Origin of the sequence: Streptomyces fulvoviolaceus (genome assembly GCF_000718165.1) — a bacterium.
GTDB lineage: Bacteria > Actinomycetota > Actinomycetes > Streptomycetales > Streptomycetaceae > Streptomyces > Streptomyces fulvoviolaceus.
In genome coordinates, this window is record NZ_JOEY01000001.1 from 117,343 (window position 1) to 143,414 (window position 26,072).

Annotated in this window: 26 protein-coding genes; 12 read left to right on the forward strand and 14 right to left on the reverse strand. The window is 70.3% G+C overall.

Annotated features, from left to right (window positions below; translation table 11 throughout):
- Nucleotides 1-61 precede the first annotated feature (61 nt).
- The 7 genes from IG08_RS0100575 to IG08_RS0100605 all read right to left on the reverse strand — a co-directional run bounded on the left by IG08_RS0100575 (nucleotide 62) and on the right by IG08_RS0100605 (nucleotide 8,242).
- Complete coding sequence (locus IG08_RS0100575; protein WP_030594589.1) at nucleotides 62-1,654, reverse strand: dipeptide ABC transporter ATP-binding protein; 1,593 nt, start codon at nucleotides 1,652-1,654, stop codon at nucleotides 62-64.
- Nucleotides 1,651-2,649, reverse strand: coding sequence for an ABC transporter permease (locus IG08_RS0100580; RefSeq protein ID WP_030594592.1), 999 nt, complete (start codon nucleotides 2,647-2,649; stop codon nucleotides 1,651-1,653). The genes IG08_RS0100575 and IG08_RS0100580 overlap by 4 nt, the downstream gene beginning before the upstream one ends.
- On the reverse strand, nucleotides 2,646-3,659 hold the full coding sequence (locus IG08_RS0100585; protein WP_030594595.1) for an ABC transporter permease: 1,014 nt from the start codon (nucleotides 3,657-3,659) through the stop codon (nucleotides 2,646-2,648). The genes IG08_RS0100580 and IG08_RS0100585 overlap by 4 nt, the downstream gene beginning before the upstream one ends.
- A gap of 4 nt (nucleotides 3,660-3,663) precedes the next feature.
- Complete coding sequence (locus IG08_RS0100590) at nucleotides 3,664-5,382, reverse strand: ABC transporter substrate-binding protein (protein WP_030594598.1); 1,719 nt, start codon at nucleotides 5,380-5,382, stop codon at nucleotides 3,664-3,666.
- Nucleotides 5,383-5,553: 171 nt separating this feature from the next.
- The gene (locus IG08_RS62755) at nucleotides 5,554-5,646 is read right to left on the reverse strand and encodes an Ms4533A family Cys-rich leader peptide (RefSeq protein ID WP_315904023.1); all 93 of its coding nucleotides are present in this window, start codon (nucleotides 5,644-5,646) and stop codon (nucleotides 5,554-5,556) included.
- A 56-nt stretch (nucleotides 5,647-5,702) separates the two neighbouring features.
- Nucleotides 5,703-7,211, reverse strand: coding sequence for a DUF3152 domain-containing protein (locus IG08_RS0100600; protein ID WP_078655371.1), 1,509 nt, complete (start codon nucleotides 7,209-7,211; stop codon nucleotides 5,703-5,705).
- Nucleotides 7,212-7,219: 8 nt separating this feature from the next.
- Complete coding sequence (locus IG08_RS0100605) at nucleotides 7,220-8,242, reverse strand: alpha/beta fold hydrolase (RefSeq protein ID WP_030594604.1); 1,023 nt, start codon at nucleotides 8,240-8,242, stop codon at nucleotides 7,220-7,222.
- A 222-nt stretch (nucleotides 8,243-8,464) separates the two neighbouring features.
- Between IG08_RS0100605 and IG08_RS0100610 the strand changes: the two genes are divergently transcribed.
- The 4 genes from IG08_RS0100610 (at nucleotide 8,465) to IG08_RS0100625 (ending at nucleotide 10,332) form a co-directional block, all read left to right on the forward strand.
- Nucleotides 8,465-8,683, forward strand: coding sequence for a hypothetical protein (locus IG08_RS0100610; RefSeq protein WP_030594607.1), 219 nt, complete (start codon nucleotides 8,465-8,467; stop codon nucleotides 8,681-8,683).
- A 189-nt stretch (nucleotides 8,684-8,872) separates the two neighbouring features.
- Complete coding sequence (locus IG08_RS0100615) at nucleotides 8,873-9,514, forward strand: TetR/AcrR family transcriptional regulator (RefSeq protein ID WP_030594610.1); 642 nt, start codon at nucleotides 8,873-8,875, stop codon at nucleotides 9,512-9,514.
- Between the two features lie 133 nt (nucleotides 9,515-9,647).
- Nucleotides 9,648-9,875 carry a DUF3107 domain-containing protein gene (locus IG08_RS0100620; protein WP_030594613.1) on the forward strand — a complete coding sequence of 76 codons (228 nt, stop codon included), beginning with the start codon at nucleotides 9,648-9,650 and terminating at the stop codon, nucleotides 9,873-9,875.
- Between the two features lie 187 nt (nucleotides 9,876-10,062).
- Complete coding sequence (locus IG08_RS0100625) at nucleotides 10,063-10,332, forward strand: hypothetical protein (protein WP_030594616.1); 270 nt, start codon at nucleotides 10,063-10,065, stop codon at nucleotides 10,330-10,332.
- A 157-nt stretch (nucleotides 10,333-10,489) separates the two neighbouring features.
- Here IG08_RS0100625 and IG08_RS0100630 read toward each other — a convergent pair whose 3' ends face one another.
- Entirely contained in the window at nucleotides 10,490-11,281 is a 792-nt protein-coding gene (locus IG08_RS0100630; RefSeq protein WP_030594619.1) for a ferritin-like domain-containing protein, read from the reverse strand.
- Nucleotides 11,282-11,754: 473 nt separating this feature from the next.
- On the opposite strand from IG08_RS0100630, the gene IG08_RS0100635 reads away from it, so the two are divergent.
- Nucleotides 11,755-14,172: a DEAD/DEAH box helicase gene (locus IG08_RS0100635; protein ID WP_030594623.1), complete on the forward strand. Its 2,418-nt coding sequence runs from the start codon at nucleotides 11,755-11,757 to the stop codon at nucleotides 14,170-14,172.
- Nucleotides 14,173-14,294: 122 nt separating this feature from the next.
- Nucleotides 14,295-15,167, forward strand: a complete 873-nt coding sequence (locus IG08_RS0100640) for an alpha/beta fold hydrolase (RefSeq protein ID WP_030594625.1) — start codon at nucleotides 14,295-14,297, stop codon at nucleotides 15,165-15,167.
- 196 nt (nucleotides 15,168-15,363) lie between these two features.
- Here IG08_RS0100640 and IG08_RS0100645 read toward each other — a convergent pair whose 3' ends face one another.
- Complete coding sequence (locus IG08_RS0100645) at nucleotides 15,364-16,257, reverse strand: NYN domain-containing protein (RefSeq protein WP_030594628.1); 894 nt, start codon at nucleotides 16,255-16,257, stop codon at nucleotides 15,364-15,366.
- 183 nt (nucleotides 16,258-16,440) lie between these two features.
- Here IG08_RS0100645 and IG08_RS58715 point away from each other — a divergent pair, with 183 nt between their 5' ends.
- Entirely contained in the window at nucleotides 16,441-16,593 is a 153-nt protein-coding gene (locus IG08_RS58715) for a hypothetical protein (protein WP_007384531.1), read from the forward strand.
- An 87-nt stretch (nucleotides 16,594-16,680) separates the two neighbouring features.
- On the opposite strand, the gene IG08_RS0100655 is transcribed toward IG08_RS58715, so the two are convergent.
- The 3 genes from IG08_RS0100655 to IG08_RS0100665 form a co-directional block, all read right to left on the reverse strand.
- Nucleotides 16,681-17,286, reverse strand: a complete 606-nt coding sequence (locus tag IG08_RS0100655) for a MarC family protein (RefSeq protein WP_030594630.1) — start codon at nucleotides 17,284-17,286, stop codon at nucleotides 16,681-16,683.
- Nucleotides 17,287-17,338: 52 nt separating this feature from the next.
- Nucleotides 17,339-18,196: a PHP domain-containing protein gene (locus IG08_RS0100660; protein WP_030594632.1), complete on the reverse strand. Its 858-nt coding sequence runs from the start codon at nucleotides 18,194-18,196 to the stop codon at nucleotides 17,339-17,341.
- 216 nt (nucleotides 18,197-18,412) lie between these two features.
- Complete coding sequence (locus tag IG08_RS0100665; protein WP_030594634.1) at nucleotides 18,413-19,054, reverse strand: DUF6758 family protein; 642 nt, start codon at nucleotides 19,052-19,054, stop codon at nucleotides 18,413-18,415.
- Nucleotides 19,055-19,200: 146 nt separating this feature from the next.
- Between IG08_RS0100665 and IG08_RS0100670 the strand changes: the two genes are divergently transcribed.
- The gene (locus IG08_RS0100670) at nucleotides 19,201-20,463 is read left to right on the forward strand and encodes an MFS transporter (protein ID WP_030594637.1); all 1,263 of its coding nucleotides are present in this window, start codon (nucleotides 19,201-19,203) and stop codon (nucleotides 20,461-20,463) included.
- Nucleotides 20,464-20,493: 30 nt separating this feature from the next.
- Here IG08_RS0100670 and IG08_RS0100675 read toward each other — a convergent pair whose 3' ends face one another.
- On the reverse strand, nucleotides 20,494-21,078 hold the full coding sequence (locus IG08_RS0100675) for a suppressor of fused domain protein (protein WP_030594651.1): 585 nt from the start codon (nucleotides 21,076-21,078) through the stop codon (nucleotides 20,494-20,496).
- 492 nt (nucleotides 21,079-21,570) lie between these two features.
- On the opposite strand from IG08_RS0100675, the gene IG08_RS0100680 reads away from it, so the two are divergent.
- Together IG08_RS0100680 and IG08_RS0100685 are read left to right on the forward strand one after the other, a co-directional pair.
- Nucleotides 21,571-22,686, forward strand: a complete 1,116-nt coding sequence (locus IG08_RS0100680) for a magnesium and cobalt transport protein CorA (RefSeq protein ID WP_030594656.1) — start codon at nucleotides 21,571-21,573, stop codon at nucleotides 22,684-22,686.
- A gap of 23 nt (nucleotides 22,687-22,709) precedes the next feature.
- Nucleotides 22,710-23,222, forward strand: a complete 513-nt coding sequence (locus IG08_RS0100685) for a hypothetical protein (RefSeq protein WP_030594659.1) — start codon at nucleotides 22,710-22,712, stop codon at nucleotides 23,220-23,222.
- 19 nt (nucleotides 23,223-23,241) lie between these two features.
- Here the strand turns inward: IG08_RS0100685 and IG08_RS0100690 are convergent, their stop codons facing one another.
- Nucleotides 23,242-23,991, reverse strand: coding sequence for a hypothetical protein (locus IG08_RS0100690; protein ID WP_030594662.1), 750 nt, complete (start codon nucleotides 23,989-23,991; stop codon nucleotides 23,242-23,244).
- A 210-nt stretch (nucleotides 23,992-24,201) separates the two neighbouring features.
- Here IG08_RS0100690 and IG08_RS0100695 point away from each other — a divergent pair, with 210 nt between their 5' ends.
- Nucleotides 24,202-25,497, forward strand: coding sequence for a magnesium transporter MgtE N-terminal domain-containing protein (locus IG08_RS0100695; RefSeq protein WP_030594665.1), 1,296 nt, complete (start codon nucleotides 24,202-24,204; stop codon nucleotides 25,495-25,497).
- Nucleotides 25,487-26,071, forward strand: a complete 585-nt coding sequence (locus IG08_RS0100700; RefSeq protein WP_030594668.1) for a DUF1003 domain-containing protein — start codon at nucleotides 25,487-25,489, stop codon at nucleotides 26,069-26,071. Before IG08_RS0100695 ends, IG08_RS0100700 begins: the two co-directional genes overlap by 11 nt.
- Nucleotide 26,072: the final 1 nt, after the last annotated feature.

Genomic DNA, 26,072 nt, shown 5'->3' on the forward strand with positions numbered 1-26,072 from the left:
TCGTAACTTTCCCGTGCGGGTCGCGTTCGATCGCGCTAAGAGATCAAGCAGTTACGTTACGTCAGGCCGCGGTCAGCTCTCGCCTGGCGGTTCTGCGCCGGGCCGCGACCTCCGGGTCGAGGGCCGGTACGGCGGCCAGCAGCTGCTTGGTGTACGGGTCCTGCGGGTTGTCGTACACCTCGTCGGCGGGGCCCTGTTCGACGATCCGCCCACGTTGCATCACCGCGACCCGGTCACTGACCTGGCGGACGACGGCCAGGTCGTGCGCGACGAAGACCAGCGCGAGTCCGAGTTCGCGCTGCAGCTCGCCGAGCAGGGCGACCACCTGGGCCTGGGTGGTGACGTCGAGCGCGGAGACGGGCTCGTCGCAGACGATGACGCGCGGGTCGGCCGCGAGCGCGCGGGCGATGCCCACGCGCTGGCGCTGGCCACCGCTGAACTCGTGCGGATAGCGGTCGTAGTGCGCCGCTTCGAGCCCCACGCGCTCCAGCAGTTCCCTCACACGCCCCCTGATGCGCCCCTCGTCCCGTTCGCCACGCGCGCGGAGCGGGTCGGCGATCGACTCGCCCACGCTGCGGCGGGGGTTGAGGGAGGAGACGGGGTCCTGGAAGACCATCTGGACGGCGGGATTCACGCCCACGCGCGCGTGCCCGTCGTGACGGACCTCCCCCACCGTCGGCTCCAGCAGCCCGACCAGCATCCGCCCCAGGGTGGTCTTGCCACTGCCGCTCTCGCCGACGATGCCGAGGGTCTCGCCCCGGTGGACGGTCAGCGACACGTCGTCCACGGCCGCGAAGGCGCGCTTGCCGCGACCGAACTCGCGCCTGAGGCCGACGGCTTCCAGGACGACTTCCTCGGACGCCTCCGAGGGGGCGCGCGACGCGTCCACGCGCGGGACCGCGGCCAGCAGATCGCGTGTGTACGGCTCCTTCGGCGCCCCGAGCACCGCGCCGACCCGCCCGTGCTCGACGACCCGCCCGTGCCGCATGACCAGCACCTCGTCGACGCTCTCGGCGGCGACGCCCACGTCATGGGTGACGAGCAGCAGCCCCATGCCGGTCTCCTCCCGCAGCGTGTGCAGCAGGTCGAGGATCTGGGCCTGGACGGTGACGTCGAGCGCGGTCGTCGGCTCGTCGGCGATCAGCAGGTCGGGCTCGCAGGCCAGCGCCATGGCGATGAGGGCGCGCTGGCGCATGCCGCCGCTGAACTCGTGGGGGCGGGAACGGGACCTGCGCTGTGCGTCCGGAATTCCCACCCGGTCCAGTACGTCGACGGCACGCGCGCGTGCCGCCCGCCGCGACGCCCGCGTGTGCACGCGGTACACCTCGGCGATCTGGTCGCCGATCGCGTAGTACGGATCGAGCGAGGACAGCGGGTCCTGGAAGACCATGGCGGCCTTCGCGCCCCGCAGCCGCCGCAGTTCGTCGTCGGACGCCTCCTGTACGTCGGTGCCGGCGACCTCGATCGAGCCGCCGACCCGCGCCCCCGTGCCGCGGTGCAGGCCCAGCAGGGCCGAGGCGACCGTGGACTTGCCGGAGCCGGACTCGCCCACCAGGGCCAGGGCGGCGCCCTGCTGCAGCCGGAAGGAGAGGCCGTCGACGGCCCGCAGGTCGCCGAACTCGACGGACAGATCCGTGACTTGGACGAGACTCACGTCAGTACCACCCGTCGGTCGGCCACCGCGTACAGCACGTCGGCGACGGCGTTGGCGAGGACCACGAAGAAGCCGATGACCAGGACCATGCCGACGACGACCGGCAGGTCGACCACATTGACGGCGTGGACGAGCTCCTGGCCGATGCCGGGCAGGCCGAAGAGCGACTCGATGAGGACCGCGCCGCCCACCGCGCTGCCGAAGTCGTTGGCGTTCAGCGCGATGATCGGTGCCAGCGCGCCACGCAGGGCGTGCCGGCCGATGATCGACCTCTCACTGACGCCGTAGGCCCGGAAGGTCCGGATGTGGTCCTCGGCGAGCGTCTCGAGCATCGATGCCCGGGTCAGCCGGGCGAAGTAGGCCGCCTCTCCGAGGGCGAGGGTGACCCACGGAAGCAGGAGGCCCCAGGCCCACTGCTCGGGGTCGTCGGAGAAGGCGACGTACTCCGGGAAGGGCAGCAGCTCCAACTGCCCGCAGATCACGATCATCAGGACGAGGCCGATGACGAAGACGGGCGTGGAGATGCCCGCCAGGGTGACACCGGTCAGCGCGCGCTCGCTGAACCGGCCGCGCCGCCAGGCGGAGAGCACGCCGGTGCCGACGCCCAGCAGGAGCCAGAGCACCATCGCGCCGAACACCAGCGACAGGCTGACGGGCAGCTTGGTCAGGATGATCTGCATGACCTGCTGATCGCTCTGGTACGACAGCCCGAGGCAGGGCGCCGAGCAGTGCGCGACGGACGTGCCGGTCGAGTAGTCCTGGCCGACGACGATGCCCTCGAGGAAGTGCCAGTAGCGCAGGTACAGCGGGTCGTCGAGCTTGAGCTGCTGGGCGACCTGGTGCACCTGTTCCGGCGAGCAGCGCGGGCCGCAGGTGATCTGGGCGACGTTGCCGGGGGTGGCGTAGAAGACGACGTAGACGATCACCGAGAGGGCGAGCAGGGTGAGCACGGCGCCCACGGCCCGGCGCAGCGCGAAACCGGCGAAGCCGCTCATGCGGTGCCCTCCTTGCCGGCCTTGTTCTCGCTCTTGCGGCCCGTTCCGACGCGCAGGCGGGAGGCCGCGCGCGGGTCGAGGGCGGTGCGGACGCCGTCGCCGAGGACGGTGAGCGCGAGCACGGTCACGAACAGCGCGCCCGCGGGCAGCAACAGGTACTGCGGGGCCGCCTGGTACCAGACGTTGGCCGCGGAGAGCATCTGTCCCCAGGACGGCGTCGGCGGCTTCACACCGACGCCGAGGAAGGACAGGGCGGCCTCGATGCTGATGTTGGCCGGCACCATGAGCGCGGCATAGGTGATGACGGGTGCGGCGAGGCCGGGCAGCAGATCACGGCGGGCGATCCGCCACGTTCCCCAGCCGCTGAGCCGGGCGGCGGCGACGTAGTCGAGTTCCTTGAGGGTGAGCGTCGCGGCACGCGCGATCTTGCCGATGGTCCCCCAGGCGACGAACCCGATGATGAGCGAGACCAGCACCGGCCTCGGGAAGTTGCCGGGCACGATGGCCAGCAACGCCAACGCCATGATCATCAGTGGCAGGGCGACGATGATGTCGGTGATCCGGCTCAACAGTTGATCAACCCATCGGTTGCCGAGCGCGGCCGCGACGCCCACGACGACGCCGAGGAGGACCTGCACGGTGGTCGCCGCGAGCGCGACGCCCAGAGAGACCCGGGCGCCGTACACCAACCGCGCGAACAGATCCCGCCCGGTCTGCGGTTCGACACCCAGCCAGTGGTCCCCGCTGATGCCTCCGAACGACCCGATCGGCACGCCCCCGCGCGCGGAGTCGACGAGCGACGGGTGGTAGGTGGTCGGGTCCTGGCCCTCGATCGCTGTGAGCAGCGGTGCGGCGAGCGCGACCAGGACGAGCAGCGCGACGACGGCCGCCGCGACGAGGGCGGCGCGCTGCGTCCGCAGCCGCCGCCAGAACTGACGAGCCCCCGAGGGCCCCGGGACGGGCTCCACGCCCGTCCCGGCGGCCTCGGTGGCGACAAGTGCCTCGCTCATCGGGTTACTTGACCGCGACCTGCGAGATGTCCAGCACACCGGTCCAGTCGCTGATCACGACGTTCCTGATGTCCTTGCCGTACAGCCGCTTGTAGACGGGGTGGAACAGCGGCACGGTCAGCGCCTGCTCGCCGATCTTCTTGTCCAGTGCACCCCACCGCTTGGCGGCAGCGTCAAGATCGGTCAACTTGTTGATCGCGTCAATCTCGGCATTGACCGACTTGTCGTTCAGCAGGCCCGTGTTGAAGTTCGATCCATCCTTGACGATCTGCCGGCCGTCGAAGATCGGGGCGAGGAAGGGACCGCCGGACGGCCAGTCCGCACCCCAGTGGGCGAGGAAGAAGCCGGGCTCGGTCTTCACGTTGTGGATCTTGTCGGAGTAGTCGTTGTCCTCGAGACCCTGCAGCTTGACCGTGATGCCGGCCTTCTTGAGCGCGTCCTGGACCGCGGTCGCGATCTCCGGGCTGGTCTCGAAGTCCTTGGCGTTGGAGTGGGTCAGGGTGATGGTGAGCCCGTTCTTGTAACCGGCCTCCGCCAGCAGCTCCTTGGCCTTGGCCGCGTTGCCGGTCTTGCCCGCCGGGAACAGGTCGTACGGCTCGTAGCCGAAGGACTTCTGGTTGGGCAGGAAGGTGGTCGCGGCCTCGGCGAGCGCGGAACCGCCGGCCGCGTTGACCACGGACGACCGGTCGATGGCGTACGAGATCGCCTGTCGCACCTTGACGTTGTCGAACGGCTTCACCGTCGGGTTGAACGCGATGTAGTTCGTGTAGCCGAAGTGGCCCGTGCCGACGCGCGAGGCCAGCTCCTTGTCACCCGTCACCTTGGCGAGCTCGGCCGGCCCGAGGTTGGTGTCCGTGGTGACCGCGGCCGCGTCCGTCCCCTGGGACGAGGACAGCCGCTGGTTGATCACGGACGAGTCGAGCCCGGACCGTACGTCGATCTTGTCCGGGTAGGCCTTGCGCTCGGCGTCCGTCGAGGCGGACCAGTAGGTGTTGCGTGCCAGGACGATCCGCTCACCGTCGTTCTCGTTCGTGACGACCTTGTACGGGCCGGACGAGACCGGGTGCTCCTCGTACTTGGTGCCCGTGTCCTTGGCCTTCGGGACCGGCGTGGTCTGCGTCTGCGTGGCCAGGTACGGGAACTCGCCCTCGGACTTGTTGAGATGGAAGACGATGGTCCGGCTGTCCGGCGTCTCGATGGCCGACAGGCCCTTCTTGTCCTTGTACGGCCCCTGGTAGTCGGCCGCCCCGACCAGCCAGTCCCTCAGGTAGGGGGCGCCGCCGGACAGCTCGGGGGCGAAGGAGCGCTCGATGCCGTACTTGATGTCGGCCGAGGTGATCGCGGTGCCGTCCTCGTACTTGAGGCCCTTCTTCAGGGTGTACGTCCACACGGTCGCGTTCTTGCTCGGGCGCCCGGTGTCGGTGGCGAGGTCGGGGACGACCTTCGCACCGGCGGCGCCGTTCTCGCGGTTGCGCGTGGTGAGCGTACGGAACACGAGGGAGGGCACGTTGCCGCCGCCGGAGGTGTACAGGCGGGCGGGGTCGAAGTCCTGCTGCGGACTGGAGTTCAGGACCGTGAGGGTGCCGCCCTTGTGGGGCGTGGAGTCGCCACCGGAGCTCTTGGCATCGTTGTCCTCAGGGCCGCAGGCGGCGGCGCCCGCTGCCAGGACCAGGCCTACGGATGCCGCGGCCACGCGGCGCGCTATGACGGACGGTTGACGCATCGGAGACGACCTCTCGAAGTGACAAGTCTCGGATCGCGAGACAGATAGACGAGGAGTGAGACGAAAGTGAACAGACGTCTGCCCCGGCGTCGGGTCGTCGGAAATCCGCGACACAGGTCACGGGTCACGGAGAGGAGTGAGAAGTCGCGACGCGAACGCCAGGGGCGAGCGTCAGCGACAGTGGATGTCGGCCACGCAGAGCGCGGTCACGCCGATGAGCGCCAGCTCGATGGCGGCGCGCTCGGCAACATGACTAGACCACATGCGCAGAAATATGAACGAACTTTCCCCCCATGTCAACGTGACATGAGTGACGCCCGTCAACTCCCGGGATACGGCCAGGGGTTGGCCTTGCAGTGGATTCCGTTGTGGTTCAGGAACTTGGTCTGCTGCTGCATGACCGGGGCGAGTTCGCCGTCCTTGTCGCACGTCACATGGTGATATCCGAGCCGATGGCCGACCTCATGGTTGATCAACATCTGCCGGTACGCATGGATTCGATCACCGTATGTACTGGATCCCTGTGCCCACCGATACGCATTGATCATCACTCGCTCGGTGGCGGCCGAGTCGCACGACACGTTGTCCACGGTGGTGTCCAGGCCGGACTTGGCGCACCAGTCGGCCGTGGTGCCGGGGCTGGCGAGCGTGATCACGAAGTCGGGCTTGCCGGAGTAGATGCGCTCGAAGGTGCGGGCACCGTCGTGGGCCCAGCTGCGGTCGTCGTTGAGCGTCTTCTGCACGGCCTCGGCGAAGAGTTCGCCGTCGAGCCCGAGCCCCTGCTCCACGTCCACGCGATAGGTGTACTTCTGCCCCTTGCCGGGCGCCTTGTCGATCCCCTGGATCGCGTCGAACTTCCCCGAGCCGTCGAGCTTGGCGCCGAGCGCGTACTTCTTGTCCATCTTCTGCTCGTACGTCAGCGTCGCCACACTCGCCGACGGCGAGGCGGACGGCGAGGCGGCGTCACGGACGTCCCGCGCCTGGTCGGTCGCGGTCTGCGTGCGCAGGGCGGTGTCGTCGTGCCCGTCCGTGACCTGACCGGCCACGACGACGGCCAGCACGGTGGTGACGGCGGCGGCCGCGATCCCGGTGAAGGTCCGCCCCTTGGCACCCTTGGCCGGCTCGGGCTCGCCCGCCGGGGGCGCCTCGTCGTCCTCGGTGTCGGTCTCGCTAGGCCAGTCGGTGACGGAGCCGTACGGCTCGGCGGCGTGCGCGGAGGCGGCCGTACGGCGTCCCGGCGCGGGGGTGCGAGGCGCGAAGACGTCGTCGTCCACGAGGCCGTCCGCCCCGAAGGCGTCGAGGTACTCCTGCCGCGGCCCCCCGGGCGGCGCCTGCCGCTGCCCCGGAAGGGTGGCCCCGGGCCCGGCCGGCCTGCCGTACCCGGTCCCGCCCTGCCCGCTCAACTCACCCCAGCCACCCCCGGGTTCACGCTGCTGGGGATGCCCACCACGAGCCTGGGGGACACCACGGGCGGGGGTGCCGTCGGGCAGCCGGGGAAAGCCGTGCGCGGGAGTCCCGTCCGGCAGCCGGGGAAAACCGCGTGCCGGAGTCCCGTCCGGCAGCCGGGGAAAGCCGTGCGCGGGCGTACCGTCCGCCATGCGCGGCACCCCGCGGGCAGGCGTGCCGTCGGGAAAACGCGGCGCGCCCTGCCCCGGCGCCCCGTACCCAGGCATCCCCCTCCCCGGCGCCGCCTGCCGCGCCGCCGGCGGAGGAACCGGTGCCCGCCCCCGGCCGGCCGCATCCTCATCGGCGCCCTTGGAAGCGCCCTTCGAACCACCCTTGCCGGCACCACTCTTGGGAGCCGGCCCACGTCGACTGTGGCGTCCCACGCCGCGCCTCAGCTCCCTGCGTTCGTGGAACCCGATGTACCGCCACCGACACCGACAACTCCCGCCCCACCGCCGGAGACCTCCGCATCCGCGAGGAAGTCGCGGAACGCGCCCGCGACCGTCTCCGGGTACTCCATCATCGCGACGTGCCCCGCCTCCGGCAGGGTGAGCAGGCGGGAGTCACGGAAGGTGCGGGCCGCCTTCTGGGCCATGCGGAAGCCGACGAGCTGGTCGCGGCCGCCGTAGACGAGAAGGGTCGGTGCGAGGACGCGCTCGGCCTGGCGCCACAGCGCGTGCTGGCCGCCCAGCGTGTACGCGTTCACGATGCCGCGCGCGGAGCGCGTCATCGCGTCCCAGAAGTACGGCAGTTGCAGCCGCCGTTCCATCTCCTCCACCGCGTGCTGGAACCCCTCGGGCGTCACCCGCCCGGGGTCGCCGTAGCACAGCGCGGTGACCCCGCGGACCCGCTGCTCGGCCGTCCACTCCTTGGTGAAACGGGTGAAGAGCGTGGCCACGCCGGGTACCGCCAGCAGCGCCGTGGGGACGGCGCTGCGCTGGACGCGGATCTCCGGCAGCGCGGGCGAGACGAGCGTGAGCGTGCGGACGAGATCGGGTCGCACCGCGGCCACGCGCGTGGTCACCGCGCCGCCGAGCGAGTTCCCGAAGAGGTGCACGGGCCCGCGGCCGGACGCGTCGAGAAAACGGATGACCGCGCGCGCGTGCCCCGTGACGGAGTAGTCGCCGTCGTCCGGCGGCGGGGAGTCGCCGAAGCCCGGCAGATCCACGGCCTCGCCGTCGATGGCGCCCTCCAGCTGGTGCATCAGCACCGACCAGTTCTGCGAGGAACCTCCGAGGCCGTGGACGTACAACGCGGGCGGCAGTCCCTCGCGCGCGGGCGGTCTCGACCGCACCGTCAGCGTGATCCCCGGCAGTCCGACCGACCTCAGCCACTCGCCCTCCGCGACCCTGACGGGCGCCACCTTGGGAAGGACGTTGGCGGGCGGCACGAACGGCAGCTCGGTCGAAGACATGCGGCAATGTTACGAGACGATCACGCAGTGATTCATGTGTTCGCCATCACAGACAGGCGTACGAATCAATACATGCGGATCAACGCATACAGGCGATGCATACAGGACAAACAGGTGCGCGGATCAATGGCGTAGGAATCGGGTGTCTCCTAGGCTCGTACGCAGGGCACCCGCACGTGGCCCCCTGACTCACCCAGGGACGTTCTAGGAAGGGAGCCCGGCATGGCCTACGACCCGACCGACCCCGAGTCCTTCGAGGAAGAGGACGGCCCCGTCGAACTCGACGTCGAAGCCCCGGAGGGCGACGCCGCCGAGCAGCACGCCGACATCGCCCCGAACCGCGACGACCCGCTGACCGGCGTCGATCCCGACCGGGCGAACGAGGCCGACCTCATCGAACAGGCCCGCGTCGTCTCGATCGACGAGGACGACTATCGGTGACGCCCCCGGTGCACTCCTGAGCAGGAACGGGGCAGACGGTGCCCGCTACAACCCCGTTTGAAACCTTTGCGCGGCTTTCGTCACCGTCCGGTCCGTGAAATTCTGCGCTCGCACCGCGCACACCACGGTTACTGAAAAGTACGATGGCGGCGCGGCGCACACCGCATGTGGACGACATTGGGAGGCGGCGTGACAGCCATCGAGCAGACAGAGGCGGCACGCCCGCGGGGCACACGCCTGCCGCGCCGTGCCCGACGGAACCAGCTGCTGGGCGCCGCGCAGGAAGTCTTCGTGGCACAGGGCTACCACGCGGCCGCGATGGACGACATCGCCGAGCGCGCCGGCGTCAGCAAGCCGGTGCTCTACCAGCACTTCCCCGGCAAGCTCGACCTCTACCTCGCCCTGCTGGACCAGCACTGCGAGTCACTGATCCAGTCCGTCCGTACGGCGCTCGCGTCAACGTCGGACAACAAGCAGCGCGTACGGGCGACCATGGACGCCTACTTCGCGTACGTCGAGGACGACGGCGGGGCCTTCCGTCTGGTCTTCGAGTCGGACCTGACGAACGAGCCGGCGGTCCGCGAGCGCGTCGACAAGGTCACCAACGAGTGCGCCGAGGCGATCTGCGAGGTCATCGCCGAGGACACCGGCCTCTCGCAGGCGGAGTCGATGCTGCTGGCCTCCGGACTCGGCGGGCTCGCACAGGTGGTGGCCCGTTCCTGGCTGCACAGCGACCGCAGCGTCCCGCGCGACCAGGCGGTCCAGCTGCTGACGTCTCTGGCGTGGCGGGGCATCGCCGGTTTCCCGCTGCACGGCACGGACCACCACTGACGGCCGTTTGTTCCCGTCCCCTGTTCGCTCCTGGCGTTCAGGGGCGGAGCATGCACGTCCCCTCACCGGGCTAATGTGTGCTGGTAAGGCGCGGCAGGTCGCGCACTTCACTGACCGTCGGAGGGACATAGTCGTGGAGGTCAAGATCGGCGTGCAGCACGCGCCCCGCGAGATCGTTCTGGAGAGCGGTCAGAGTGCCGAGGAGGTCGAGCGCGTGGTGGCCGAGGCGCTCGCCGGAAAGACGGCACTGCTGAGCCTCACGGACGAGCACGGCCGCAAGGTCCTGGTCCCGGCGGACCGCCTCGCGTACGTCGAGCTCGGTGAGCCGGCCCCGCGCAAGGTCGGCTTCGGCGCGCTGTAGGCAGATGCATGCGAGAGGGGCCCGGCGACTTCTGGTCGCCGGGCCCCTCTCGCATGCTGTCCGCAAGATTTTTTTCTCCACATATGGAGCACAAGGCCCGCACAGAGGAGGATTGCATTCCGCAGGTCACGGGTATGACGGGCTACGACCGTGATGCGCAGTGTGGCCGTGTGGGAGGGACCCCATGATGTTGATCGAAGCGCTCGGCTCCGCTCTGCTCGGTCTTGTGCTGGCAGGGGCGGCGGTGCACCGGCTCTCGCACCGGCTGCCCGTCCGTTCCCTGGTGCTGGCGACCGGCGTCGCCGGAGCCCTCTTCGGCGCCTTCGTGACCCACAGCGCGCTGGGCTCCGGCAACATCCTGCTGAACCTCATCGGGGCGACGATCGTCTCCGTGGCCTCGCTGTCCCTGCTGCTGCGCCCCGCGGGAAGACTCCGCCGTAGGTCGGCACCGGCGTAGAACCTGACAGTCCAACGCCCTTGGGGGCAGCGCCCAAAGGGGCGCGGGGCTGTGTTGAATTTGCGGCTACCGCCGCGTGGGCGCGACAAGCCCCCGCAGCCCCGCAGCCCCGCAGCCCCGCAGCCGCGAGTCAACCGCAAGCACCCCCCACGGAGCGCTACGCAGCCAACCCCAGCGCAGCCATCCGCTTCGTGTGCGCCTCGGTGATCCGGGAGAACATCCGCCCGACCTCCGCAAGGTCGAACCCGTCCGCGACGCCGCCCACCAGCATCGTCGACAGCGCGTCCCGGTCCGCGACCACGCGCTGGGACTGCGACAGGGCCTCGCCCATCAGCCGTCGCGCCCACAGTGCGAGCCGCCCGCCCACGCGCGGGTCCGCGTCGATCGCCGCCCGCACCTTCTCGACGGCGAAGCCGGCGTGCCCGGTGTCGTCGAGGACGGCCAGCACGAGCTCGCGGGTGTCCGTGTCCAGGCGGGCCGCGACCTCACGGTAGAAGTCACTGGCGATCGAGTCGCCGACGTACGCCTTGACGAGCCCCTCCAGCCAGTCCGAGGGCGCCGTCTGCTTGTGGAAGCCGTCGAGCGCGGCGACGAACGGCTCCATGGCCTGCGTCGGCTCGGCGCCGATCTCGGTCAGCCGGTCGCGCAGCTTCTCGTAGTGGTGGAACTCGGCCGACGCCATCTTCGCCAGCTCCGCCTTGTCCGCCAGCGTCGGCGCCAGCTTGGCGTCCTCCGCGAGCCGCTCGAAGGCCGCCAACTCGCCGTACGCCAGCGCACCGAGCAGGTCCACGACCGCGGCCCGGTACTGCGGATCGGCGGAGGCCTTCGCCCAGTCCTGGGCGGCGACTCCGGTCTGTGGGGCGGGTGCGGCGGCTTCGACGGGCTCCGCGGCTGCGCCGGGCGTCTCCGAGGCGTTGTCAGGCTTGTCAGAGGTCGTCATGAAGCGCACAATAGCCCGCCCACCGCACGCCGGAAGTCCCTGGTCAATGACTGTGACGACGGCTACGTGACCAATTCGGCCATCGCATGTGCGCGTTTCCGGGGTATGGTGGTAATGCGCCTGCTGAGTACTTAGTAGTACCTCGACAGGCCGCACGTATGAGGATGCCCGGTCGGTGGCCCGATCGGCTCCGACCCGACAGCCCTCCTTTATCCGTACGGCACAGTGCGTACGGAATCCCGAGGGGGACCCTCAGCGGTTCGAGCGCTAGAGCGTCGGCAGCGGTCCCGTGCCCTACGGCCAGCCCGTAAGGCAGCCGACGTCCCCGGCACGGTCCTGACACGACCCCCGCGCTCGCCTCGCGCCGCGTACACAGAAGAGGCAGCACCCTGACTACGACTTTCCGCGATCTCGGCATTCTCACCGAGACGGCCGAGGCCCTTGAGGCCGTCGGCATCATCAACCCGTTCCCCATCCAGGAGATGACGCTCCCCGTCGCCCTTTCCGGCACGGACGTCATCGGCCAGGCCAAGACCGGCACCGGCAAGACGCTGGGCTTCGGCCTTCCGATCCTCGAGCGCGTCACCGTCCCCGCCGACGTCGAGGCCGGCCGCGCGAAGCCCGAGGCGCTCACCGACGCCCCGCAGGCGCTCGTCGTCGTCCCGACGCGTGAGCTGTGTCAGCAGGTCACCAACGACCTGCTCACCGCGGGCAAGGTCCGTAACGTACGCGTTCTCGCCATCTACGGCGGCCGGGCCTACGAGCCGCAGGTCGAGGCCCTCAAGAAGGGCATCGACGTCGTCGTCGGCACCCCGGGCCGACTGCTGGACCTCGCGGGCCAGAAGAAGCTCGACCTCAAGCACATCAGGGCGCTCGTCCTCGACGAGGCCGACGAGATGCTCGACCTGGGCTTCCTGCCCGACGTCGAGAAGATCATCAACCTGCTGCCGGCCAAGCGCCAGACCATGCTGTTCTCGGCGACCATGCCGGGCGCGGTCATCGGCCTCGCGCGCCGCTACATGTCGCAGCCCACGCACATCCGCGCCACGGCGCCGGACGACTCGGGCACCACGGTCGCGAACACCGCGCAGTTCGTCTACCGCGCGCACAACATGGACAAGCCCGAGATGGTCTCGCGCATCCTCCAGGCCGACGGCCGCGGTCTGGCGATGGTCTTCTGCCGTACCAAGCGCACCGCGGCCGACCTCGCCGACCAGCTCAAGCAGCGCGGCTTCGCCTCCGGCGCGGTCCACGGCGACCTCGGCCAGGGCGCCCGCGAGCAGGCGCTGCGCGCCTTCCGCAACGGCAAGGTGGACGTCCTCGTCTGCACCGACGTCGCTGCCCGTGGCATCGACGTCGAGGGCGTGACCCACGTCATCAACTACCAGTCTCCCGAAGAGGAGAAGACGTACCTGCACCGCATCGGCCGTACCGGCCGCGCGGGTGCCAAGGGCATCGCGATCACGCTCGTCGACTGGGACGACATCCCGCGCTGGCAGCTCATCAACAAGGCGCTGGAGCTCAACTTCAACGACCCGCCGGAGACGTACTCCACCTCCCCGCACTTCTACGAGGAGTTGAACATCCCCGCGGGCACCAAGGGTGTCCTGCCCCGCTCGGAGCGCACCCGCGCCGGGCTGGAGGCGGAGGAGCTCGAGGACCTGGGCGAGCCGGGCGGCCGCAATGCACGCGGTCGCGGCGACCGCAGCGACCGGGGCAGTCGTGGTGGCCGCGACAGTCGTGGTGGCAGGGACGGTCGCGGCGGCAGGGACGAGTCCCGTCCCGCCGACGGCGAGCGCGCGGACCGTACGCCGCGCCGCCGCCGTCGTACCCGCAACGGAACCCCGCTGGACGCGACGACCACCACCGAGGCGGTCGCACCGGAGGAGACCACCGCGGCGGAGGACGCCACCGCGACCCGCACCCCGCGCCGCCGTCGCCGCACCCGCTCCGCAGCTTCCGAGTCGGTGCCGGCCACGGCACCGGTCTCGACCGAGCCGGTGGTGACGGAGGCCGCCGAGGCCGCCGTGGCGACTTCGGAGGGTACGTCCCTCGACGCCGCGGAGACCCCGGAGAAGCCGCGTCGCCGCCGTACCCGCAAGACCGCGGAGACCACAGAGGTCACGGAGTCCGTGGCCGCGCCGGTGACGGTCGTCGAGACCGCTCCGGAGGCGCCCGAGGCTCCGGCCGCCAAGCCCCGTCGTACCCGCAAGGCCGCGGCTGCCGCTCCGGCCGCCGAAGCCGCCGTCGACACCGCCGAGGCTGCGGAGGCCAAGCCGCGTCGCCGGACCCGCAAGGCCACGGTCGCCGCGGAGGCCCCGGTCGCCGCGGAGGCTGCCGTCGATACGGCAGAAGCCGCTGAGGCCAAGCCGCGTCGCACCCGCAAGACCGCGGCCGCCGCTGCGGCCGAGGCCGCCGTCGACACCGCCGAGGGCGTGGAGGCCAAGCCGCGTCGCCGTACGCGCAAGGTCGCCGAGCCCGCCGTGACCGCCGACATCCCGGCCCAGGCCGACCAGGAGCCGGAGGCCGCCAAGCCGCGTCGTACCCGGAAGACCGCGGCTGCCGTCGCGGCCGAGGCCGCCGTGGACACCGCGGAGGGTACGGCGGCCAAGCCGCGCCGCACCCGCAAGACCGCGGCCGCCGCTCCGGCCGAAACTGCCGTCGACACCGCCGAGGCCACGGAGGCCAAGCCGCGTCGCCGGACCCGCAAGGTCGCCGAGCCCGCCGTGGTGGCGGAGACGGCGGAAGCCGCCGAGGCCAAGCCGCGCCGCACCCGCAAGACCGCGGTGAAGAAGACGGCCGAGGCCGCCGACATCCCGGCCCAGGCCGACCAGGAGCCGGAGGCCGCACCGCGGCGCCGGACCCGTAAGGCGGCGGCAGCGAAGCCCTCGGAGAGCTGATCTCCCGTACGCCGACGGCCCGGCCCACCTCGTGTGGGGCCGGGCCGTCGGCGTTCCCGGACGGTTTCCCCGCCCCGCCGGACGTTCGTGCCCCGGTAACCCTCACCCGATAGCCTCCCCCCGTGACCAGCCAAGCCACCTTCACGCCACCCCCCGGCGCCCGCGCCCACCTCCTCCGTACCGCGCGCGGTGAGTTCGCCGTCGTCGACTCCCCCGCGGCCGTCGGTGTCGAGCCGAAGGGCGTGGCGCTGCTGCTGCCCGGGTTCACGGGGAGCAAGGAGGACTTCACGCTGCTGCACGAGCCGCTCGCGGCGCGCGGGTACCGTGCCGTCGCCGTGGACGGGCGGGGGCAGTTCGAGTCGGACGGGCCCGAGGGCGACGAATCCGCCTATGCGCAGGGCGAGTTGGCGCGGGACGTACTCGCACAGGCCGCAGCCCTCGACGCCGGCCCGGTACACCTGGTGGGGCACTCCCTCGGCGGCCAGATCTGCCGCGCCGCCGCACTGCTCGACGACTCCCCGTTCCGTTCCCTCACCCTCGTCGCATCCGGCCCGGCGCAGATCTCCGACTCCCAGCAGCAGCGCGTGAAGCTGCTGACGGACGCGCTCCGCGTGATGACGGCGGCCGAGGTGTGGGAGGCCATCCTGGCGATGGGACCGCCGGAGAAGGTCGGCGGCCCCGCCCGCGGCATCGGCGACATCAACCAGCTGCGCACCCGCTGGCTGGGCCACAAACCGGCCCAACTCTTCGCCACGGCACGTCAGTTGTGCACGGAGCCGGACCGCGTCACCGAACTCGCCGCCGTCCCACTGCCGTTCCACGTCCTGTCGGGCACCCGCGACGACACCTGGCCCGTGACACTCCTCGACGACATGGCCGTACGGCTGAAAGCGCGCCGGACGGTGATCCCCGGAGCCGAACACTCCCCCAACGCCGACCAGCCCCTCCCCACGGCCCGCGCCCTCGCCGGCTTCTGGGACAGCACCGGCGCATAGGGCCGGTCCGGCGGATCATGCCGGTGTCGCGGGCCCTGGCACACAAGGGCGTGGGGACCCCATCGCGTCGCCCGCCGCGGCAGCGGCTGACGTCAACGTCTCCTCCGCCTTGCGGCTGCACGCACCAGACCCCGCTCGGGTCGCCCCGGGCGCCGCTTCTTGCCGCCGGCCTGATCCGCCGGACAGGCCCTGGCCCCTAGTACTGCGCCTGCAAGTGCCCCCAGAACCCGTCCCGCAGTGCCCGCCGCAGATCCGCCTGCCCGCGCAGCGAGTACTGCAGCAGACCCTCCGCCTCCACCAGCAGGTCCTGGTCCACCGAGCCCGGGAGGTAGGGGTGGCCCGGCAGCAGCTCCACCAGTGACTCCCGCCCTCGCGCCGCCAGCCACTTCGCCGCGATCTGCGCGCCCACGAAGCGGACGTCCTCCCGCGCCGGACGGACCGCCGTCGCCTCGTAGGCGTGGGCCGCGCGCCGGGACACGTACGGTTTGAAGAAGTCCAGGTCGAGGGTGCGCTGGCTGTCGACCTCCCAGAGCAGTGGCTCGGCCTGGTTACGGCCCTCCGGCGCCTCGATGCCCCACAGGTGGACGCGAGCGCCGTACCCCTGGGCCGCCTCGACCGCCGAGACCAGGTCCTCGTCGCCGCCGAGGAGCGCCGCGTCGCTGATGGCGCGATGGCGGGCGAGGGACTCCAGATCGCTCCGGATCAGTGAATCGACGCCCTTCTGCTGGTTGTTGGCGTTGAGGTTGCCCAACCGGACCTTCACGTCCGGGAGTTCGGCGATCGACTGCTGCTCCGCCGTGTGGATGCGGCGTCTGGCGCCGTCGTACCAGTAGACCCGCAGCAGCCGGCTGTCCGCGAAGATCGTGCGGGCCCGGTCGATGAGCGCCTCGATCAGGCCCTCGGTGTCCAGATCGAAGGCGCGGCGGTCCTCCGTGCCGGCGACGAGGCGCCCGGCGGCCGCGTACAGATATCCCGCGTCGACGAAGATCGCATGGGTCGAGGGCGTCTTCGCCACCTCGGCGAGCATGCGCTGGAGCAGCTCGTTGGTGCGGTCGATGCGGGCGTTGAGGGCCGCGAGGTCGTCGTTCATTGCCTCCATTGTCCCGGCGGTCACGCTGCGAACACAACCGGTCCCGAACAGTCGCTTACCGATCAGTAGTTAGCCGTTCGAAAAATTTCTTTAGCGTAGGGAATGTTTGTAACACGCATCCCGTTGACTACCTACGTACACAGAAATTCTCCTCAGGAGGATGACCAGACGAAGGGAGAAGCCATGCGCTTCGAAATCATGCGACTCGACGACGTCGACGGTACCCCCGTGGACAGCACCGTCGTGGACGCCGCCTCCGTCAACCGGATCGTTCAGCAGGCCGCCGCCATCGGGCAGCGGCTGTGGATCCGTCCGGCCGACACCTCGGCCTCGTAACAGCCGCGGATCACCGCAGAAGCTTCAGAGCCCCCGCCCGGCACCGACGCCGGACGGGGGCTCTGCGCATGGCCACTGTCCACGGGGTCAGCTCGCCTGGATCACCTGCGTGACCCCGTTGATGATCTGCTGCACGGCGATCGCGGAGAGCATCATGCCCGCGAGCCGGGTCACCAGGACCACGCCGCCGTCCTTGATGACCCGGATGATCAGCAGCGAATACCGCATCACGACCCACAGCACGACATGGATGGCGAGGATCGCCGTCCACACCGACACCTGCGAGGCGACGCCGTCGGCCTTCTGCACGGCGAGGATGACCGACACGATCGCACCCGGGCCCGCCAGCAGCGGCATGCCCAGCGGTACGAGCGCGACGTTGACGTCCTTGGTCTGCTTCGGCTCGTCCGTCTTGCCGGTGAGCAGGTCCAGCGCGATCAGCAGGAGCAGCAGTCCGCCCGCGATCATCAGCGCGGGCACGGAGACGTGCAGGTAGTCGAGGATCTGGTGGCCCAGCAGCCCGAAGACGGTGATGACACCGCCCGCCACACAGACGGCCTGGAAGGCCATCCGCCGCTGCACCTTGGCGGGCCGGCCGGCGGTCAGCGCGAGGAAGATCGGGGTGATCCCGGGGGGATCCATGATGACGAAGAGGGTGAGGAAGAGCGAGCCGAAGACGGCGACGTCGAACATGACGGAAGAGGCCTTGCAGTAAGAGGGGTGAGCGGGCGTGCCGAGGTGCGGCTCAGGCTCCGCCGGTCCCCGGCACCGGGAACGCCCCGGTGGCCCGCCGCGTGATCTCCCCGTACACCTCGGGGTCCGTCGTGTACTCGCCGAGGGTGACCGTCTTCCGGCTGCCGTGGTAGTCGCTGGACCCGGTCGTCAGCAGACCCAGTTCCTTCGCGAGCCCTCGCAGCCGTACGCGCGTGTCGGCGTCGTGGTCCATGTGGTCGACCTCGATGCCGTCGAGGCCGGCCGCCGCCATCTCCGCGATCGCGGACTCGGGCACGGTCCGCCCCCGCTTGCTCGCGGCCGGATGCGCGAACACGGTGACGCCGCCCGCCGCCTTGACCAGACGGATCGCCTCGAAGGGGTCGGTCTCGTGCTTCTCCACGAAGGCCCGGCCACCGTCGGCCAGCCAGTCCTGGGTGAAGGCGTCGCTCACGGTCGGCACGACGCCGAGCTCGACGAGCGCGGTGGCGACATGCGGCCGCCCGACGGACCCGTCACCGGCGATCCGCGCCACCTGCTCCCAGGTGACCGGCACACCCAGCTCCTGAAGCTTCGCGACCATCCCGCGCGCCCGCGGCACCCGGTCGTCCCGCACCAGCTCGCGCTCGGCCAGCAGCGCCGGCTCCTCGGGGTCGAAGAGGTAGGCCAGCATGTGCATGGACACGCCGTCGATACGACAGGACAGCTCGGCCCCGGTGACCAGCGTGAGTCCCTCGGGCAGCGCGGCGATCGCCTCGGTGTACCCACGGGTGGTGTCGTGATCGGTGAGCGCGACGACATCCAGCCCGGCGGCGCCCGCGTTGCGGACCAGCTCGGCGGGCGTGTCCGTACCGTCGGAAGCGGTGGAGTGGCAGTGCAGGTCGATGCGCACGGCGGACTCCACAGGGCGACGGGACAGAAGCGGACGCTCAAGGATAACCGGATTTTCCAGCTCCCCTGTCACACCCGCAACGGCTGAACGCCCCCTACGAACACCCACCCAGGGGCGCAGGACCGTGTTGAATTTGCGGCTACCGCCGCGTGGGTGCGTCCAGCCACAACGAGCCCGCACCCGCCCACAGACGGACACACGCACCGCCAATAGGCGCTACGGCTTGAGCAAGCGCGGCGACAACGCCCCGCACGGCACCAGCTCCACCTCGGCCCCCGCGTCCCGCAGATCCGTCAGCACCAGCTCGTCGTACATCAGCAGCCCCGACTGCTCGGGCCACACGACGGCCCACAGCCACAACCCAAGCGCCTCGCCCGCGAAAACGGCCCGGTCGTCCGGCGCCCCCGCGACATGCCACAACGGCGTGGGCCGACCCGCGGCGAGGACCTTGGCCTGGGGCGGTTTCTCGACGTTCAGGTACGGCCCCGGGTCCGGGCCGTCGACGCCCGCGTACCGCGCGCCGAGGCCGACGCCGAGTTCCTCGGCGACGAGGATCAGCTCTCCTATGCCGCCCAGCGGGCCCGGTCCCGAGCAGGCCACCGCGGTCGCACGGCCGCCGCTGCGGTCGTCGCCGGCACTGAGCACGCCCGTGAACAGCCAGCCGACCGGCAGCGGCCACGGCATCCACACCGGTACCTGCGTGCGGTGCACCACGACGCCGAGGGCCTCGACGCTGGGCGGGATCACCGGCTGCAGTGGATGCACGCTGCCGTGGACATCGCACTGCCAGGTGTCGGCGAAGAGTCCGGGAGCCCTGACCCGGCCACCACACTTCGGGCAACTGGGTTCGCCCCTCATAGGGCCCCACGGTCCTACCCCTGCTCCCCCACGTCAAGGACGATCACCCGTCCGGCCGGAACCCCAAAACTGCATGCAGCTTGCATTAATTAGCCACGCTAACTTACTATGTGCATATACCAACTATCTCCTCAGGGGAGGAAAGCATGGACGACCCATTCGATGCGGGAGCCGGTAGCCTCCTGCGCCAGCCCAAGGCGGTCTGGGCGACCGCCGGCGCGTCCGTCGTCGCCTTCATGGGCATCGGACTCGTCGACCCGATCCTGCCGTCCATCGCCCAGGGCCTCGACGCCACGGCCAGCCAGGTCTCCCTGCTCTTCACCTCGTACTTCCTCATCACCGCGATCGCGATGCTGGTCACCGGCTTCGTCTCCAGTCGCATCGGCGGCAAGAAGACCCTGCTGCTCGGCCTCGCCCTCGTCGTGGTCTTCGCGGGCCTCGCGGGCACCTCGAACTCGGTCGCGGAGCTGGTCGGCTTCCGGGCCGGCTGGGGCCTCGGCAACGCACTGTTCGTCTCGACGGCCCTCGCGGTCATCGTCGGCGCGGCGGCCGGCGGCAGCGCCGCGGCGATCCTGCTGTACGAGTCCGCCCTCGGCCTGGGCATGGCGTGCGGGCCCCTGCTGGGCGCACTGCTCGGCGACGCCAGCTGGCGCTACCCGTTCTTCGGCACCGCGTTCCTGATGGCGGTCGGCTTCCTGTGCATCACTGCGTTCCTGAAGGAACAGCCGAGGCCGGCCCGCAAGACCTCGCTGCTCGACCCCATCAAGGCGCTCGGCCACGGCGGCCTCGCCTCGGCGGCCGTCTCGGCGTTCTTCTACAACTACACGTTCTTCACCGTGCTGGCCTTCACGCCGTTCGTGCTGAACATGACCCCGTACAAGTCGGGCGCCGTCTTCTTCGCCTGGGGCGTCCTGCTCGCCGTCTTCTCGGTGGTCGTGGCGCCGCGGATGCAGGAGCGGTTCGGCTCGCTGAAGGTGCTCGGCGGCTCACTGGTGCTGCTCGCGGTGGACGTGCTCGTCCTCGGCTACGGCAACCACACCGCCGCCATCGTCTGCACGATCCTGTCCGGTGCCTTCATCGGCGTGAACAACACCGTCTATACAGAGCTGGCCCTCGGCGTGTCCGACGCGCCGCGCCCGGTGGCGAGCGCGGGCTACAACTTCGTGCGCTGGTTCGCGGCGGCCGCCGCGCCCTTCTTCGCGCCGAAGATCGAGGAGTGGACCGACATCCACATCCCGTTCGTGGTCGCGGCGGTCACCGCCGTACTGGGCGCGGTCGTGGTCGTCGTACGACGGAAGTCGCTCACCCTCCCCCACTCTCGAACTCGCTCGAGCGGGGGGACCCCCATCGCGGAGGAGCCGGAGCCGCGGAACGCGACCGAGGACAGCGTCACCGTCTCCGCCAACTAGCGCTTTCCGGCCACCGGTTGGTGAGATCAGTCACTCGAGTGGGACGGATTTCCGGGAGGGATCCCGGAGGTCCGTCCCGTTCGTCAGCCAGCGCTCCTGCAGGGCCTGGGCGCCGTGCACGCGCTTCCAGGCGGCCTCGTTCGGGGTCATGGGGAGCAACGGCAGGAACTGGACCGGGTCGAGGGGCTCGTCGAGCTCCAGGTCCTCGACCAGGCCGCCCGGTTCGGCGACCAGGACCGAGGTGAACGGGGCGCCGGGCCACAGCGGTTCACCGACGTCGAGGGAGGCACCGGGGGCCACGATCACGCCCTCGACCTGCGGGGACGCGCCCAGGACGGCGAGCGGGCGGAGGACCTTGTCGGTATCGGCGAGGCCACTCCTGACAGAAAGGACCAGCTCGGCGCGGGGCCCCTTGACCGGGTCGGCGAGCATCGAGGTCGGGTCGCCCATCGGCTGGGCGGACATGCCGAGCGTGGCGTAACGGACGATGTCCCCCTCCTGAAAACGCAGCACTTCGATGCGGTCCGTACCGAGGAAGGTGACCGCGGCGCGCGCGTCCGGCACGCCCAGCGCGGTGCGCAACCGGGCCTCGACCAGAGGAAGAACATCAGCCATGCCGCGAGCATAGAACTCGTCAGTACCGGGCAAAGCAGCGCCTTGACAGTTCAGTCGGCTGATAGTCTTGCCCGGTCGTTCGGGGCAGCACGCAGAAGCGTCGCGAATCGAGTCCCGACGCCGAATGAGACTCCCTTACGGGAATGGATCGTCCCTTACGAGGGACCGGCCGGAGGAGGTGGGGCTGTCATGGATCGAAGTCGACCGTGCAGTACCACTCGCTCTTCCGGCTGCTGATGCAGCTGCTGTGACTCCCGGCTGACCGCCGCCTCTCACATCTCGCGTCTTCGTGCGGAAGAGCACTTCGTTTCGTCTTGCCTGATCTGTCTGATCTGAAGCAGTAGCTGAATCAGTAGCGAAACTCGCCACCGCGACGGTGCGGTGCTCCCCGCTTTGTGGACGTGCCAAACACCCGCAGTCAGGACGTCCCCATTCCGGGTAGTTCCACCCGCCGCCGGCGCCCTTTCGTTGCCTGCCACGAAGGAGCCTGCCATGTCGATGATCCGTGACCTGCGTGCCGCAGTCCGCCCGTCGCGCATCTCCCTGCGCAAGGACACCGGCGCGTACGACACGACGCGCGACCCCTCGACGCCCTCCGCCGTCGTCGACTGCGCCGTCTACCGCGACGGTGCCCGCGTGGAGACTCCGAAGGCGCTGACCCCGCACGAGGCGATGCGCCAGGTGCGGCGCGACGGGGGATTCGTGTGGATCGGTCTGCACGAGCCGACCGAGGCCGAATTCTCCGGTATCGCAAGCGAGTTCGGGCTGCACCCGCTGGCTGTCGAGGACGCGGTGCAGGCCCACCAGCGGCCCAAGCTGGAGCGCTACGACGACTCCCTGTTCACCGTCTTCAAGACCATCCACTACATCGAGCACGACCGGCTCACCGCCAACAGCGAGATCGTCGAGACCGGCGAGGTCATGTGCTTCACCGGACGGGACTTCTTCATCACCGTCCGGCACGGCGGGCAGGGCTCGCTGCGGGCGCTGCGACACCGGCTGCAGGACGACCCCGAGCTGCTCGCCAGGGGGCCCTCGGCGGTGCTGCACGCGATCGCCGACCACGTCGTCGACGGCTACGTCGCGGTCGCCGACGCCGTGCAGGACGACATCGACGAGGTGGAGACCGAGGTCTTCTCGCCGGGCCGCAAGGGCTCGCCGCGCGGTACGGACGCCGGGCGGATCTACCAACTCAAGCGCGAGGTGCTGGAGTTCAAGCGGGCCGTGTCGCCGCTGCTGCGTCCCATGCAGCTGCTGAGCGAGCGGCCGATGCGGCTGATCGACCCCGACATCCAGAAGTACTTCCGGGACGTCGCCGACCACCTCGCTCGGGTCCAGGAACAGGTCATCGGCTTCGACGAGCTGCTCAACTCGATCCTCCAGGCCAACCTCGCGCAGGCGTCCGTCGCCCAGAACGAGGACATGCGGAAGATCACGTCCTGGGCCGCGATCATCGCCGTACCGACGATGGTGTGTGGCGTGTACGGCATGAACTTCGACTACATGCCCGAGACGCACTGGAAGTTCGGCTACCCGGTCATCATGATGATCACCGGCGTGATCTGCCTCGGGATCCACCGCACACTGAAGCGCAACGGCTGGCTGTGAGCGTGCGTGGATAGGCTGGGCGCATGACAAGTGAGCTGCTCGACCGGGCCCTCGTCGAGGAGGCCACGAAGAAGTCCGGCCTCGTCTGGGTCCAGGGGCCCGGCGCCCCGGCCCGTGCCCTGTGGCATGTGTGGCACGAGGGTGCGGCATGCATGGTCGGCGACGGGCCCGGGGAGCAGCCGCTGCCGGGGCTGACCGACGGGGCCGAGGCCGAGGTGACCGTCCGCAGCAAGGACAAGGGCGGTCGGCTGGTCGCGTGGACCGCGAAGGTCGTCGAGCTGGCGCCGGAGTCCGAGGCCTGGGAGGCGGCGGTCGGCGAGCTCAAGGGCAAGCGGCTGAACGCGCCCGACGGCGAGGCGATGACGGGCCGTTGGGCGCGGGAGTGCCGGGTGTTGCGGCTGGAGCCGACTGGGACGAGCGCAGCCCTGCCCGACGGCGACCTGGCCGAGGCGCCGCTGCCGACGCCGGCGACGACCCGTCAGCCGATCCCCGCGGGACTTCCGCGGCTGCTGTTCAAGAAGCGCAAGCGGGGCTGACCGGCTGGCTCCTGGGACGTCAGGACGCCGGCAGCGCCTTGCCGTAGTCCACCGTCTCACTCTGCTTCGGTTCGTTCAGGGCGAAGTCCTGGCCCCAGGACGAGAAGGTCAGGGTGCCCGCGCCGCCGGCCCGGACCAGGCGGAGCGGGTACGCCTTGCCCTTCAGGGAGACGTCCAGCGTGCCGCCGTCGCCGTCGTCGCCGGTGATGCGGATGGTGGGGGTGCCCGCCTGCTCGTGGTGGCCGTCCGTCCCCAGCGTGCCGTGGAGAGTCAGCAGACCGTCGAGGAGGACGTCCATGTCCGTGAAACCGCTGAACTTCTTGTACGAGGGGTCCCCCTGCGGCACCTTCACGTACTTGCCCTCCAGCTTGTCCCCGGCCGCCGCGTCCGAGCCGTCGCCCTTGCCGTCCGCATCGGTCCAGAAGTCCGCGTCGGCCATGAGGAACAGCTGCTTGTCGATCCGCAGCAGTTCGAAGGTCGCCCCCTCCGCGGTGACCGACCCGGTGCCGCCGTCGGACTTGAGACGCATGTCGAGTCTGTACGTGCGCCCGTTGGTCACCACGTTCCCGGAGAGACGTACCGCGTCGGCGGACTCGGCGGCCTTGCGGGTCCTGGACTGGATCTGGTCGGCCGGCAGTTTGCCGACCCCGTTGGTGCCGGCGTCGGGGTCGTCACTGCATCCCGTCAGTCCCGTTCCCGTCACGACCAGAGCGCACATGGCGCTCACCAGACCGGCCCTGCGGGTACGGCCCTGGGGAATCGCAGTCACAGGTGGGGCTGCCTTTCGGTCGCGGGGCGTGAGAGGTGTACGGCAGGGTACCGGGGTCGTACGCGCTGAGCGGAGCCAGTCCGTCCGGACCGCTCACCAGGGCGTATCCGATCGGGACGGGCTAGCCTGAAGCCCACCCGAGCGGGCAATTCGGAAAAGAAGCTCTCAGGAAACACTCGAAAGACCCGTAGGAAAGAAGGAGGCGCAGCCATGGCAGCCGGCGCCCCCCGGATCTTCGTCTCGCACCTCTCCGGCATCGCCGTCTTCGATCCGAACGGCGACCAGGTGGGGCGCGTACGCGATCTGGTCGTCATGCTGCGCGTCGGGCGACGGCCCCCGCGCGTGCTCGGGCTGGTCGTCGAACTCTCCACGCGCCGCCTCATCTTCCTGCCCATGACCCGGGTGACCGGCATCGAGTCCGGCCAGGTCATCACCACCGGCGTGCTCAACGTCCGCCGCTTCGAGCAGCGGCCCACCGAGCGGCTCGTCTTCGGTGAGCTGCTCGACCGGCGCGTCACCCTCGTCGAGACCGGCGAGGAAGTCGCCGTCCTCGATTTGTCGGTGCAGCAGCTCCCGGCCCGCCGGGACTGGGAGATCGACCGCGTCTTCGTACGGAAGGGGAAGAGCGGCGGCGCCTTCCGGCGGGCCAAGGGCGAGACGCTGACCGTCGAGTGGTCCGCCGTCACCGGCTTCTCCCTGGAGGAGCACGGACAGGGCGCCGAGAGCCTCCTTGCCACCTTCGAGCAGCTGCGCCCCGCCGACCTCGCCAACGTCCTGCACCACCTCTCCCCCAAGCGGCGTGCCGAGGTCGCCGCCGCCCTCGACGACGACCGCCTCGCCGACGTACTGGAAGAGCTCCCCGAGGACGACCAGATCGAGATCCTCGGCAAGCTCAAGGAGGAGCGTGCCGCCGACGTCCTGGAGGCCATGGACCCGGACGACGCCGCCGACCTGCTCTCCGAGCTCCCCGAGGAGGACCAGGAGCGGCTCCTGAGCCTGATGGAGCCCGCCGACGCGGCCGACATGCGGCGCCTGATGTCGTACGAGGAGCGCACCGCGGGCGGCCTGATGACGACCGAGCCGATCGTCCTGCGGCCGGACGCGACCGTCGCCGACGCCCTCGCGCGCGTGCGCAACCCCGACCTCTCCCCCGCCCTCGCCGCCCAGGTCTACGTCTGCCGCCCGCCCGACGAGACGCCGACCGGCAAGTACCTCGGCACGGTCCACTTCCAGCGGCTGCTGCGCGACCCGCCGTACACCCTGGTCAGCGCGATCCTCGACGACGACCTGCAACCCCTCGACCCGGACGCGGCGCTGCCGCTGGTCGCCGGGTTCTTCGCGACGTACGACATGGTCGCGGCGCCCGTCGTGGACGACTCCGGGTCGCTCCTCGGCGCGGTGACCGTGGACGACGTCCTGGACCACATGCTGCCCGAGGACTGGCGGGAGACGGAGTTCCACCTGGACGGGGACGAGGTCGAGGGGGTGGCTCCGCATGGCTCCTGAGCGCGAGAGCACCCGCGAGCGCAGCCCCGCCGGCGCCACGGCCGCCACACGCCCCCGGGCCCGGCTCGACCAGCCGCGCCCGCCCCGCCGCAGGCTGCTGCCCGAGTGGGACCCGGAGGCCTTCGGACGGCTCTCGGAGCGCATCGCGCGGTTCCTCGGCACCGGACGGTTCATCGTCTGGATGACGATCGTCATCATCGCGTGGGTGCTGTGGAACATCTTCGCGCCGAGCGACCTGCGCTTCGACAACTACCCGTTCATCTTCCTGACGCTGATGCTGTCCCTCCAGGCCTCCTACGCCGCCCCGCTGATCCTGCTCGCACAGAACCGGCAGGACGACCGCGACAAGGTCAACCTCGAACAGGACCGCAAGCAGAACGAGCGGTCGATCGCGGACACCGAGTACCTGACCCGCGAGATCGCCTCGCTCAGGATCGGCCTCGGCGAGGTCGCGACCCGTGACTGGATCCGCTCCGAACTGCAGGACATCGTGAAGGAGCTGGAGGGGCGGCAGGACGGGCATGTCGTATTCCCGGCAGAACGGTCGGCCCGACGTGACGTAGACGACCGGTGAC